Origin of the sequence: Streptomyces sp. NPDC020965 (genome assembly GCF_044333555.1) — a bacterium.
Lineage (GTDB): Bacteria > Actinomycetota > Actinomycetes > Streptomycetales > Streptomycetaceae > Streptomyces.
Window position 1 is genome coordinate 1 of record NZ_JBIRRE010000001.1, and the last position, 12,151, is coordinate 12,151.

Here is a 12,151-nt window from a genome sequence, read left to right on the forward strand (position 1 = left end):
ATATTTGGCGTTGACTTTTGGCACGCTGTTGAGTTCTCAAGGAACGGACGCTTCCTTCAGACCCTTTCAGGTCCTTCCGGGCGCTTCCCTTCGGTCTTGCGTTTCCAACTCTACCAGACTCTTTTCCGTTCCCGTTTCCGGTGTTGGAATTTCATCCAGTGGCCGCTGGAGTGGCCTTTTGCCTTTCGGCGTGTTCACCACATTAGCTGGTTCCCGCCGCAACTCATAATCGAGTTGATCAGGATTAAATTTCGGCACGCCGAAATCACACCCGATTTGGGGGTTCGTTGTAAGGAGGTGGTTGGCCACTTCGGGGTGCTGAACAGCAGGGCCCGTTTCAAGCGGCTCGGGCTACGTTAGGCGGCAAGCAAGGTCGAGTCAAGTTGCTCTGCGGCGCGGTGCGTGAGCGCGGTAGGGACTGACGGTGGGGTCGCCGTCGATCCAGAAGCGCCAGGGCTGGTGGGCGCCGTCGCCGCCTACTCCGGTACGGGGGCCGTTGCGCACCTGGTCGGGGCGGAGAGCCAAACCCGGGAGACCTGGAAGCAGGGACAGTGGGGCGGCCGTGTCGGCGCAGAGGTCGGTGCCGTTCAGCGCCCGGTCCACGGCGAGGGCCGTGGCCAGACGGGCCGGGCCTTTGGCCAGTTCTCTGTCGTGCCGGGCCGAGACACGACGTTCACGGGCCAGCTCCGCGCCCACCAGGACCTCGCCGGCCCGCAGCAGGACCCCACTCGCCCGGCCCTCGGGTCCGCACACCGCGTTCAGGCAGTGCCACATTCCGTAGGTGAAGTAGACGTAGGCGTGACCGGGCGGCCCGAACATCACCTCGTTGCGCGCGGTACGGCCACGGAAGGCGTGGGAGCCGGGGTCCAGCTCTCCCGCGTACGCCTCCACCTCGGTGATACGCAGTTCGATGGGGCCGTCGTCCGTCCGGCGTATCAGTGTGGTGCCGAGGAGTAGCGGCGCGACCTCCAGCACAGGGCGGTCGAAGAACTCGCGGGGCAACGGCGTACGGTCGGATGCCTCGATCATGGCGTCCGAGGGTACCGGGGAACCGGCGACCGTCGTGGTCGCGTATGTAGAGGTCAATACAGAGAAGGAGTGGACATGGGCTTCAAGAAGCTGCTCGCGAGCCTGGGGGCCGGTGGCGCCTCCGTGGATACGGTGCTGACCGAGGAGAACGTGGTGCCCGGCGGTGTCGTCCAGGGTGAGGTGCGCATCCAGGGCGGCTCGGTGGCACAGCGGATCGAGGGTCTCTCCGTCGGTCTGCAGGCGCGAGTCGAGGTCGAGGGCGGCGATCACGAGGTCAAGCAGGACATCGTCTTCAACAAGCAGCGACTGGGCGGCGCCTTCGAGGTGGCTGCCGGCGCGGTGCATGTGGTGCCGTTCGGACTGGAGATCCCCTGGGAGACCCCGGTCACGAACATCGCCGGCCAGCGGCTGCGCGGTATGGACATCGGGGTGGTCACGGAGCTGGAGATCGCGCGGGCCGTGGACTCCAGCGATCTCGACACCCTTCAGGTGCATCCCCTGCCGGCGCAGCAGGCGATTCTTGACGCGTTCCTCCAGCTCGGCTTCCGCTTCAAGAGCGCGGACATGGAGCGCGGGCACATCCGGGGGACGCGGCAGCGGCTGCCCTTCTACCAGGAGATCGAGTTCTTCCCGCCGCAGCAGTACCGCGGGCTGCGCCAGGTCGAGCTGACCTTCATCGCGGACGAGCGCGAGATGGACGTCATTCTGGAGATGGACAAGAAGCCGGGGCTGTTCAGCGAGGGCAGCGACTCGTACAAGGCATTCATCGTCGGGCACCACGACTTCCAGTCGACCGACTGGTCGGCGTATCTCAACCAGTGGCTCGCCGATGTGGGTGGCCGCCGTAACTGGCTCTAGCGGCAGCTCTAGTGTCGTCTTCGGCAGAGCTGTACGACAGTCGACCGGAGGTTTTGACGTGACCGATCTGAAGAGGGCTCCCCTTCCGCATGACTTCCATCCGGAGGTGCCGGCGTTCACCGTGGTGAGCGACGATGTCTCGCCGGGGTCGGTGCTCAAGGACGCCCAGGTCCACTCGGCGGGCAACACCTCGCCCCAGCTACGGTGGGAGGGTTTCCCGCCGGAGACCAAGAGCTTTGCCGTGACCTGCTTCGATCCGGACGCGCCCACCGGTAGTGGTTTCTGGCACTGGGTGGTCTTCGACATTCCCGCGTCGGTGACCGAGCTGCCGGCCGGTGCGGGGACGGGTGCGTTCGACGGGCTGCCCGCGGGCGCCGTTCAGGCCCGTAATGACTACGGGTCCAAGGACTTCGGCGGTGCGGCGCCGCCCGCCGGGGAGAACCACCGCTATGTGTTCACCGTGTACGCGGTCGACAGTGAGAAGCTCGGGCCGGACGCCGATGTGTCGCCCGCTGTCGTGGGCTTCAACCTGCGGTTCCACACGATCGGCCGCGCGCAGTTGATCGGTGTGTACGAGGGGCCCTCAGCGAGCTGAGTGTTGCCGAGTTGTTTGCCCTGCTCTGGTCTTGGAGAGATCAGAGCAGGGCAGTTTTTCGTTGCCCGGGTCTCCGAGAGGCCCCGGGGACGCGGCGATATTGCGTTGTCCATCTCGGCGCGCCCGGCCAGAGTTGACCAGAGCCGAGGGTCCACGAGCCACGGGGCCCGGCGTACGGGAGGTGGGCGGGATGCGGGACACGCTGGTGCTCAATGCGAGCTTCGAGCCGCTGTCGACGGTGACTCTCAACCGGGCGGTGGTGCTGGTGCTCCAGGACAAGGCCGTGGTCGAGCAGTCCCATCCCGGACTCCGTGTGCGTGCCGCCGCGGTCGATCTTCCGGTGCCCCGGGTGATCAGGCTCTGCAGATATGTACGGGTGCCGTTCCGAAGACAGGCCCCCTGGTCGAGGCGGGGCGTGCTGGTGCGGGACCAGCACAGGTGCGCGTACTGCGGGAAACGCGCCACGACCGTCGACCATGTGGTCCCGCGGTCGCACGGTGGTGGCGACAACTGGCTGAACACGGTGGCTTCGTGCGCCGAGGACAACCACCGCAAGGCGGACCGTACGCCGGAGCAGGCGGGGATGCCGCTGCTGCACCAGCCGTTCGTCCCGTCGCCGGCCGACGCGATGCTGTTGGGGATGCGGGCCGGGGAGCGGTCCGCACTGCCGGGGTGGCTGGCCGCGCAGCCCGCCGCGTAGACGGAAGCAGAGCCGGAGCGTCAGCGGTCCGGCGCTCCGGGAGTCCGTTCCGCCATGGAGATGGCGGGGCGGGCTTTCGCGCGTCAGGGGCCGGGGGGCTTGGGTGCGGGGGGGCGGGGTCAGCCGAAGCGGCGGAACAGCAGTTGGACGATGGCGACGGTGCCGACGGCCACGATGATGCCCCGCAGCACCGTCGGGGAGAGCCGGCGACCGAACTTCGCGCCGATCTGGCCGCCGATGGTCGAGCCGACCGCGATGAGCAGGACCGCCGTCCAGTCGAACTCCGCGACGAAGAGGAAGAAGAGCGCGGCGATGCTGTTGACGACTGCGGCGAGGACGTTCTTCACGGCGTTGATCCGCTGCAGGGTGTCGTCGATCAACATGCCCATCAGGGCGACGTACATGACCCCCTGGGCGGCGGTGAAGTAGCCGCCGTAGACGCTGGCGAGGAACAGCCCGGCGAGGAGCGGGGGGCCACCGTCGGGGTGGGCGGGGGTGCCCTTGCTCTCGCGGCGGCGCTGGACGGCCTGGGCGATGCGGGGCTGGATGATCACCAGGACGAGGGCGAGGGCGACGAGCACCGGCACGATCGTCTCGAAGGCGGTCGACGGCAGGGTCAGCAGGAGGACGGCTCCGCAGCTACCGCCGATCGCGGCGACCGCGCTGAGGCGGAGCACGCGGCGGCGCTGGCCGGCGAGTTCGGCGCGGTAGCCGATGGCTCCGCTGATCGCGCCGGGGACGAGACCGAGTGCGTTGGAGACGGTCGCGGTCACCGGGGGCAGTCCGGTGGCGAGGAGCACCGGGAAGGTGATCAGGGTGCCGGAGCCGACGACGGCGTTGATCCCTCCGGCGCTGATCCCCGCGGCGAAGACGGCGAGCATCTCCCAGATGGTCACGGTGGTGCCCTCCGTGGTCGGTCATGATCGGTGCTGAGTGCACCGATCATGCCTGACATCGGGTGGGCGTTACTTGACGGGGGGCTCTTCGCGGCGTTCGCCGCCGGTGTTGAAGCCGGACATACCGCTGCCCAGATTGCCGAAGGCGCCGGAGAGGCCCTTGAGGGCGTCGCCGATCTCGCTCGGCACGATCCAGAGCTTGTTGGCGTCGCCTTCGGCGATCTTCGGAAGCATCTGGAGGTACTGGTAGGAGAGGAGCTTCTGGTCGGGGTCGCCGGCGTGGATGGATTCGAAGACCGTACGGATGGCCTGGGCCTCGCCCTCGGCGCGGAGCGCGGCGGCCTTGGCCTCGCCCTCGGCGCGCAGGATCGCGGACTGCTTCTCGCCCTCCGCGGTGAGGATCTGCGACTGGCGGATGCCTTCGGCGGTGAGGATCGCGGCGCGCTTGTCGCGGTCGGCGCGCATCTGCTTCTCCATCGAGTCCTGGATGGAGGTGGGCGGCTCGATCGCCTTCAACTCGACGCGGTTGACGCGGATGCCCCATTTGCCGGTGGCTTCGTCGAGGACTCCGCGCAGCGCGGCGTTGATCTCCTCGCGGGAGGTCAGGGTCCGCTCCAGGTCCATGCCACCGATGATGTTGCGCAGGGTGGTGACGGTGAGCTGTTCGATGGCCTGGATGTAGCTGGCGACCTCGTAGGTCGCGGCGCGGGCGTCGGTCACCTGGTAGTAGATGACCGTGTCGATGTTGACGACCAGGTTGTCCTGGGTGATCACCGGCTGGGGCGGGAACGGCACGACCTGTTCACGCAGGTCGATGCGGTTGCGGATGGAGTCGATGAACGGGACGACGATGTTCAGGCCCGCGTTGAGGGTGCGGGTGTAGCGCCCGAAGCGTTCGACGATGGCGGCACTGGCCTGCGGGATGACCTGGATCGTCTTGATCAAGGCGATGAAGACCAGCACCACCAGAATGATCAGGACGATGATGATCGGTTGCATCGCGTTTCCCTGTGCCCTTCGCTGCCGAATGGTTCTGATGGCCGGATGGAGCTGACGTGTCCGATGTGCATCTCATGTGTCCGATGATCGAGTTTCCCAGACCACGGTCTCGCGTGCACGGCGTACAACTGGGTTGTATCAGATCGGCGGTGGGATCATGCGATGAGATCGGGCGGCGTCACATCACGACGGCGGTGGCACCGTCGATCTCGGCCACATCGACCTGTTGGCCCACCTCGAACGCCGCGGAGGCGTCCAGCGATCGCGCGGACCAGATCTCCCCCGCGAGCTTGATCCGGCCGCCGTTGGCGTCCACCCGCTCCACGACGATCGCCTGACGGCCCTTCAGCGCGTCGATTCCACTGGCGAATTGGGGGCGTCCCGTGCGGTGTCGGGCCGCGATCGGCCGTACGACGGCGATGAGCGCGACGGAGACCACGGCGAACACCAGCACTTGGGCGACCACGCCACCGCCGAGCGCGGCGACGATCGCCCCGCCGACCGCGCCGGCCGAGACCATTCCGAACTCGGGCATCGCCGTCAGGACGAGCGGAATGCCCAGCCCGACCGCTCCGATCAGCCACCACACCCACGCATCGATTTCCACAGGGTCATGGTAGATCCGCCGGGTCCGCTCAGGACAGGGGGCGAAGGCGGTTCAGAGTGGGCGGAAGCGGACCGGTCGCCGTCGCGATCGGCGCGCGCTGTCAGCCGAGGGGCAGACCCCGCGCGGTCCAGCGCTGGTCGTTCCGCTCGACCAGGAGCGGCAGGCCGAAGCAGAGCGAGAGATTGCGGGAGGTCAGTTCCATCTCCATGGGACCGGCGGCCAGCACCTTGCCCTGCCGGATCATCAGGACGTGGGTGAAGCCCGGCGCGATCTCCTCGACATGGTGCGTGACCATGATCATGGAGGGCGCGTACGGGTCCCGGGCGAGCCGGCCGAGCCGGCGCACCAGGTCCTCGCGGCCCCCGAGGTCGAGACCGGCGGCGGGCTCGTCCAGCAGCAGCAGCTCGGGGTCGGTCATCATCGCGCGGGCGATCAGGGTGCGCTTGCGCTCGCCCTCGGAGAGGGTGCCGAACCGACGGCTGAGGTAGTCGGTCATACCGAGCCGGTCGAGGAAGGCGCGGGCGCGCTCCTCGTCCACCGGGTCGTAGTTCTCGTGCCAGGTGGCGGTCATCCCGTACGCGGCCGTGAGCACCGTCTGGAGCACGGTCTGGCGCTTGGGCAGCTTGTCCGCCATCGCGATACCGGCCATACCGATCCGGGGGCGCAGGTCGAAGACGTCGACGCCGCCGAGGCGCTCGCCGAGGATCTTGACCGTGCCCGTCGTCGGGAACAGATAGCTGGACGCGATGTTCAGGAGGGTCGTCTTGCCGGCGCCGTTGGGGCCGAGGATGACCCAGCGCTCGCCTTCTTTGACCGACCAGGAGACATCGTCCACCAGAGCGCGTCCGTCGCGGACCACGGATACGTCCACCAGCTCCAGTACATCGCTCATGAGCGCGTTGTCTCCCCATGCAATCGTCTTGAGGTCTGAGGAGGCTTCGTTCGCTTGTGGGCGCGGCCCCCAGGGAAAACCTACGCCACCGGCCGGGCGACCCGATCCCCCGGTCCGATCCTTAGGCTGGGTGCATGTTTTCGGAACCACGTTCAGGACGGCTGGCCGCATGGGGGAACGCCCTGTTGGCCGGCGTGGCATCACCCGACGACGCGGCGCTCGCGATCGTCGGCGACGACGCGGTGCACCGCGTGGCGGGACTGCCGGGTGAGGCGGAGCCGGTGGGGCTCACGCTGGCGCTGGGGCGGCTGCGGAGGCTGGGGGTGACCGGCTGGCGGGTGGCGTTGCCCGCGCCGGGGCATCCGCTGGGGCTCAGTGGACCCCCGGAGTTCAATGCGCTGGCGCTGGAGGCGACGGAGGCCGCCGTCGGCCACGGGGCGCCGTACGGGCTGGTGCCCGAGGTGTACGAGGCGGGGTCCGGGCCCGGCGCCGCCGATGTCCATGTGGAGGTCGTCTGGCGCTGTCTGCCGGTACGGGACGCCCCGCCGGCGGACGTGCCCTCGCTCGGGGAGGCGGAACGGGAGTTGGCGGAGGCGCTGCGCGAGGCGACGGATGTGCTGTCGCGACTGGATGTGGCGGCGTCCGGGCCGGTGGCGGAAGCGGCGATCGATGCGTACCGGGCTCGTGCGGAGGCCGGGCGGGAGGCGTTGGCCCCGGGGTATCCGCCCCGCGCGGTGCGGGTGCTGGAGCTGGCCCAGCGGGTCGGGCTGCTGGTCTCGGTGGCGTACGAGAACGGGCACGGCGGGGCGGTGAGCGCGTCCGAGATGGCGGCGCGGGGGGAGGCGCTGCGGCCGGTGGAGCGGGTGGCGAGGCGGGCGCAGGTCGCCGCCTACAACGCGTACGTGGAGGAACGGGAGCGGGGCGTCTGACAAGGGCGGCGGCGGAAATGACTGACCGGCCACCGAGGGGAGCCGGGGGCCGGTCAGGAGGAGCGGGGGTGTCAGGCGTTGATGCCGTGGTTGCCGAACGCCGGGTTCAGCAGGCCGATGACATTGACCGTGTTGCCGACCGCGTTCACCGGGACGTGGACCGGGACCTGGATGACATTGCCCGAGGCGATTCCCGGGGAGCCCACGGCGTGACCATTGGCGTGCGCACCGGTGGCGGACGCGACGCCCGCGCCGGCGGCGACCAGACTGCCGGTGATCATGGTGAGGGCGGCGGCCTTCTTCAGGTTCTTCACTTCGAAATCCTCCTGGGCATTCGCCGCGGCAGGCCGCCGCGGCACGCCCTGGAGAACGCCGCGAGGGGGTTCAGGATGCGCCGTCTGGGTGACATACACCCGACAGTATGAATCTCGGACCGGCTGGGAACCTTTTGATCAGGTCCTCTGAAGAGACGGGTCTACTCCGTCAGTCCGTGGCGCACGGCCCAGAGCGCCGCCTGGGTGCGGTCCGCCAGGTCGAGCTTCATCAGGATGTTCGAGACATGGGTCTTCACGGTCTTCTCCGAGAGGACAAGCGCCCGGGCGATCTCGCGGTTGGAGCGGCCGTCGGCGATCAGGCCGAGGACCTCGCGCTCCCGCTCGGTGAGGGTGTTCCCGCGACCCGTGCCGCTGCTCTGCTCCTCCTGGGAGAGCAGCGCGCCCGCGACCTCCGGCTGAAGCAGCACATGGCCCGCGTGGACCGAGCGGATCGCTCCGGCGAGCGCCTCGGGGTCCACGTCCTTGTAGACGTAACCGGAGGCGCCGGCCCGCAGTGCGGGGACCACCGTGCGCTGTTCGGTGAAGCTGGTGACGATCAGCACCTTGGCCGGGTTGGCCAGCTCCCGGAGCTTGCGGAGTGCCTCGATGCCGTCGACGCCGGGCATCTTCACATCCATCAATACGACGTCCGGCTTGAGCTCTTCGGCGCGGGCCACGCCCTCGGCGCCGTCCGCCGCCTCGCCGACCACCTCTATGTCGTCCTGGATCTCCAGGAAGGTGCGCAGGCCGCGCCGGACCACCTGGTGATCGTCGACCAGCAGGACCTGGATTCGCTTGTCACCCACCGGGGACCTCCATCTCGATCGTGGTGCCCTTGCCGGGCGCTGACTGCACACGCAGCTCCCCGCCCACGCCGCTGGCGCGGTCGCGCATCGAGACGAGTCCCAGATGACGGCCGGCCCGGCGGACCGTGCGTGGTTCGAAGCCCTTGCCGTTGTCGGTGACGCTGAGGACCGCGCCGGCCCCCCGGCGGGCCAGGACCACATCGACCCGGTCGGCGCCGGAGTGCCGCAGGGCGTTGTGCAGGGCCTCCTGGGCGACCCGGAGCACCGCCTCCTCCTGGGCGGCGGGCAGGGCCTTGGTGCCGCAGGTGTCGAAGGTGACCCTGGCGCTGTGGGCCCGGTCCAGGACCTGGATGTGGGTACGGAGGGTGTTGATCAGACCGTCCTCGTCCAGCGCGGCGGGGCGCAGCTCCACCACGGCGGCGCGCAGCTCGTCAGCGGCCTCGGCGGCGAGGGTGGCGACCTGGTGCAGTTCGTCCTTGGCGCGAGCCGGGTCACGGTCCACCAGGGCCGTGGCGGCCTGGGCGGTGAGCCGCAGCGAGAAGAGCTTCTGGCTGACCGCGTCGTGCAGCTCATGGGCGAGGCGGGAGCGCTCCTCGGCGATGGTCAGCTCGCGACTGCGCTCGTACAGCCGGGCGTTGGTGAGGGCGATCGCGGCGTGCTGGGCGAGGATGGAAAGGAGGTCTTCGTCGTCCTCGGTGAAGCCGCAGCCGCCGTCCGGCTTGGGGCAGCGCTTGTTGGCGAGGAAGAGCGCGCCGATGGTCTCGTCGCCGTCCTTGATGGGCAGGCCGAGGAAGTCGGACATATCGGGGTGGGCGGCCGGCCAGCCCTCGAAGCGGGGGTCCTCGCGGACATCCGCGAGTCGTTCGGTGCGGGCGTCACGGAGCATCGCGGCGAGCACGCCGTGCTGGCGGGGCAGGGGGCCGATCGCCTTCCACTGGGCGTCGCTGACGCCGTCGACGACGAACTGGGCGAAGCCGCCGTGATCGTCGGGGACGCCCAGGGCCGCGTACTCCGCGTCGAGCAGCTCCCGGGCCGAGGCGACGATCGTCTTGAGGACGTCGCGCACTTCGAGGTGCCGGCTCATCGCGAGCAGCGCGGTGCTCACGGCCGCGATGCCGGAGCTGGGTCGATGGCTCATGGATTCACCGTACCGGCGCGCTGTGACACTCCGTATCGGCCTGAGGGTGCAGTTGCTTAGGACCGGCGGCCTAGGTCGAAGTGCCTTGTCGGGTGGGGTCTCGCGGACGAGGCGGGTCCGCTGTCGGTCTTTCTACGGTGGTGGCGTCGGCACGGGCGGGTTGCAGGGACGGCCGGGCCGGGTGGAGAAGTCGGTGGAGAGGGGAACAACATGCCAGTAGCAGTGATCACGGGCGGTTCGAAGGGGCTGGGGCGCGCGCTCGCCTCGGCGCTCGCCGAACGGGGCTGGGATCTGGTGCTGGGCGCCAGGACCGCCGACGTACTGCGGAGCACCGCGGACGCCGTGGGTGCCCATGGGACACGTGTGGTGGCCGTGGCGGGTGATGTGAAGGACGCCGGGCACCGGGCGGAGCTGGTGGCGGCCGCACGGGAGCTGGGCGGGCTGGATCTGCTGGTGAGCAACGCCAGTGTGCTGGGGGCCGAGCCGTTGGTGCGGCTGGAGGCGCAGCCGCTGGCCGGTCTGCGGGAGGCGCTGGAGACCAATGTGGTGGCCGCGCTCGGGCTCGTACAGGAGGCGCTGCCGCTGCTGCGGGAGGCGCGGGCGGGGACCGTGATCGCGATCAGTTCGGATGCGGCGGCGGAGGCGTACGAGACCTGGGGTGGCTACGGCGCCTCCAAGGCGGCGCTCGACCATCTGGCGGCGGTGCTGGCGGTCGAGGAGCCGGAGCTGCGGGTGTGGGCCGTGGACCCGGGTGACATGGACACGGATCTGCACACGGCGGCCGTACCGGCCGATCAGGACGAGATCCGGCCGACGCCGGAGTCGGTCGTGCCGGGCTTTCTGCGGCTGCTGGACGAACGGCCGGTGAGCGGCCGGTACGCGGCTCCTTCTCTCTGAGCGCGGGCTCTCTGAGCGCGGGCTCTCTGAGCGCGGGCTTCGCGTGCCGTGGCGTGATCCGGGGCGGCTGGGCCGGTGTGGGGCCCAGGGGCGCTCCCGGGCGCCGCACGGGCGGGTCGGGGGCACCGGGGCCGGGGCGCGGCCCCCGGCCGGACGGTGCGGACCGGACGCGGGACGGAGGGGACTGAGGGGACGGAGGCTGTGATGCCGGAAGACGCGATGTCGGAGGGGGTTGCGCCGGGGGCCGGGACACCGGACGGCGCGGCCGTGCTGGCTGCGCTGCGGGTGCCCGACGAGCTGTCGGCCCGGGTGCCGCCCGAGGTGCGGGGTACGGGCCGGGACGATGTGCGGCTGCTGGTCTCCCACGGGGAGCGGGTCTCGCACCACGCCTTCCGGGAGCTGCCGGGGCTGCTGCGGGCCGGTGACGTCCTGGTGGTCAACACGTCCACCACGCTGCCCGCCGCCGTGACCGGGCGGGTCGGCTGCGATGTGGTCGTCGTGCACTTCTCCACGAGCGGCGACGCCGCGCACCCCGGGCCGGGGCGGGCCCGGTGGGCGGTGGAGCTGAGGCGGCCGGACGGGTCGGGCAGCACGCTGCCGCGCGGGGGCGGCCCGCGCGGGGCGGTCGTACGGCTGCCCGGGGGCGGACGGGTCGTCCTGGAGGAGCCCCTCTCCCCCGGCGCGGACCGGCTGTGGTGGGCATCGGTCTCCGTGGACGTGCCGGAGCTGCTGGGCCGGTACGGGCGGCCGATCCGGTACGCGTACACCGCGCGGGACCAGCCGCTCGCCGCCCATCAGACGGTCTTCGCGCTCCCCTCCCCCGATGGTTCGGGCTCGGCGGAGATGCCGAGCGCCGGCCGGCCCTTCACCGCTCGGCTGGTCGCGGAGCTGGTGAGCCGGGGGGTGCAGTTCGCGCCGATCACGCTGCACACGGGGGTGGCGTCGGCGGAGACGCATGAGCCGCCGTATCCGGAGCGCTTCGCGGTGGCACCGGCGACGGCGCGGCTGGTGAACGCCGCGCGGGCGGGTGGCGACCGGATCGTGGCGGTCGGGACGACGGCCGTACGCGCCCTGGAGTCGGCGACCAGTTCGGACGGGGTGGTGCGGGCCGTGGCGGGCTGGACCGATCTGGTGATCACGCCCGAGCGCGGCGTACGGGCCGTGGACGGCCTGCTGACCGGGCTGCACGAGCCGGAGGCGTCGCACCTGCTGATGCTGGAGGCCATCGCGGGACGGCCCGCCCTGGGCCTCGCGTACGAAGCCGCGCTGCGCCGTCTCTACCTCTGGCACGAGTTTGGCGACGTCCATCTCGTACTTCCGGATGACACCGCTCACACATTGAATTGCTGACGCAACGCATTGTGAAATCGAGGGGGGTGTGGTGTGAGCCCGGGCATAGGACCCACATCACTTACGAATCTCCGTAGTGGAGACATAAGAGCCGTGTGAGCGGGTGCGGAGTAAACAAAAGGGCGTTTGGACGCCGCCCTG

At 70.0% G+C, this 12,151-nt stretch carries 14 protein-coding genes; 6 read left to right on the top strand and 8 right to left on the bottom strand.

Features of this window, described 5'->3' with window-relative positions:
- Positions 1 to 378: 378 nt before the first annotated feature.
- Positions 379 to 1,029: a DNA-3-methyladenine glycosylase gene (locus ACH4S7_RS00005; RefSeq protein WP_398518735.1), complete on the bottom strand. Its 651-nt coding sequence runs from the start codon at positions 1,027 to 1,029 to the stop codon at positions 379 to 381.
- Between the two features lie 75 nt (positions 1,030 to 1,104).
- Between ACH4S7_RS00005 and ACH4S7_RS00010 the strand changes: the two genes are divergently transcribed.
- The 3 genes from ACH4S7_RS00010 (at position 1,105) to ACH4S7_RS00020 (ending at position 3,182) form a co-directional block, all read left to right on the top strand.
- Positions 1,105 to 1,887: a sporulation protein gene (locus ACH4S7_RS00010; protein WP_398518736.1), complete on the top strand. Its 783-nt coding sequence runs from the start codon at positions 1,105 to 1,107 to the stop codon at positions 1,885 to 1,887.
- A 58-nt stretch (positions 1,888 to 1,945) separates the two neighbouring features.
- Positions 1,946 to 2,482, top strand: a complete 537-nt coding sequence (locus tag ACH4S7_RS00015) for a YbhB/YbcL family Raf kinase inhibitor-like protein (RefSeq protein WP_398518737.1) — start codon at positions 1,946 to 1,948, stop codon at positions 2,480 to 2,482.
- Between the two features lie 190 nt (positions 2,483 to 2,672).
- Entirely contained in the window at positions 2,673 to 3,182 is a 510-nt protein-coding gene (locus ACH4S7_RS00020) for an HNH endonuclease (protein ID WP_398518738.1), read from the top strand.
- Between the two features lie 119 nt (positions 3,183 to 3,301).
- Here the strand turns inward: ACH4S7_RS00020 and ACH4S7_RS00025 are convergent, their stop codons facing one another.
- The 4 genes from ACH4S7_RS00025 to ACH4S7_RS00040 form a co-directional block, all read right to left on the bottom strand.
- Positions 3,302 to 4,078 carry a sulfite exporter TauE/SafE family protein gene (locus ACH4S7_RS00025; protein ID WP_398518739.1) on the bottom strand — a complete coding sequence of 259 codons (777 nt, stop codon included), beginning with the start codon at positions 4,076 to 4,078 and terminating at the stop codon, positions 3,302 to 3,304.
- A gap of 69 nt (positions 4,079 to 4,147) precedes the next feature.
- Entirely contained in the window at positions 4,148 to 5,077 is a 930-nt protein-coding gene (locus ACH4S7_RS00030) for an SPFH domain-containing protein (protein ID WP_398518740.1), read from the bottom strand.
- A gap of 178 nt (positions 5,078 to 5,255) precedes the next feature.
- Complete coding sequence (locus ACH4S7_RS00035; RefSeq protein ID WP_398518741.1) at positions 5,256 to 5,684, bottom strand: NfeD family protein; 429 nt, start codon at positions 5,682 to 5,684, stop codon at positions 5,256 to 5,258.
- Between the two features lie 100 nt (positions 5,685 to 5,784).
- Positions 5,785 to 6,576 (bottom strand): ABC transporter ATP-binding protein, encoded by a 792-nt coding sequence (locus tag ACH4S7_RS00040; protein ID WP_398518742.1) that lies wholly within the window; start codon positions 6,574 to 6,576, stop codon positions 5,785 to 5,787.
- 134 nt (positions 6,577 to 6,710) lie between these two features.
- On the opposite strand from ACH4S7_RS00040, the gene ACH4S7_RS00045 reads away from it, so the two are divergent.
- Positions 6,711 to 7,505, top strand: coding sequence for a hypothetical protein (locus ACH4S7_RS00045; protein WP_398518743.1), 795 nt, complete (start codon positions 6,711 to 6,713; stop codon positions 7,503 to 7,505).
- Positions 7,506 to 7,576: 71 nt separating this feature from the next.
- On the opposite strand, the gene ACH4S7_RS00050 is transcribed toward ACH4S7_RS00045, so the two are convergent.
- The 3 genes from ACH4S7_RS00050 to ACH4S7_RS00060 all read right to left on the bottom strand — a co-directional run bounded on the left by ACH4S7_RS00050 (position 7,577) and on the right by ACH4S7_RS00060 (position 9,763).
- Positions 7,577 to 7,819 carry a chaplin gene (locus tag ACH4S7_RS00050; protein ID WP_398518744.1) on the bottom strand — a complete coding sequence of 81 codons (243 nt, stop codon included), beginning with the start codon at positions 7,817 to 7,819 and terminating at the stop codon, positions 7,577 to 7,579.
- A 161-nt stretch (positions 7,820 to 7,980) separates the two neighbouring features.
- Positions 7,981 to 8,625: a response regulator gene (locus ACH4S7_RS00055; RefSeq protein WP_398518745.1), complete on the bottom strand. Its 645-nt coding sequence runs from the start codon at positions 8,623 to 8,625 to the stop codon at positions 7,981 to 7,983.
- Positions 8,618 to 9,763, bottom strand: coding sequence for a GAF domain-containing sensor histidine kinase (locus tag ACH4S7_RS00060; protein ID WP_398518746.1), 1,146 nt, complete (start codon positions 9,761 to 9,763; stop codon positions 8,618 to 8,620). Before ACH4S7_RS00060 ends, ACH4S7_RS00055 begins: the two co-directional genes overlap by 8 nt.
- Before the next feature lie 210 nt (positions 9,764 to 9,973).
- Between ACH4S7_RS00060 and ACH4S7_RS00065 the strand changes: the two genes are divergently transcribed.
- Positions 9,974 to 10,660 carry an SDR family NAD(P)-dependent oxidoreductase gene (locus ACH4S7_RS00065; RefSeq protein ID WP_398518747.1) on the top strand — a complete coding sequence of 229 codons (687 nt, stop codon included), beginning with the start codon at positions 9,974 to 9,976 and terminating at the stop codon, positions 10,658 to 10,660.
- Positions 10,661 to 10,879: 219 nt separating this feature from the next.
- Positions 10,880 to 12,010: an S-adenosylmethionine:tRNA ribosyltransferase-isomerase gene (locus tag ACH4S7_RS00070; RefSeq protein WP_398519971.1), complete on the top strand. Its 1,131-nt coding sequence runs from the start codon at positions 10,880 to 10,882 to the stop codon at positions 12,008 to 12,010.
- The last annotated feature ends 141 nt before the right edge of the window (positions 12,011 to 12,151 follow it).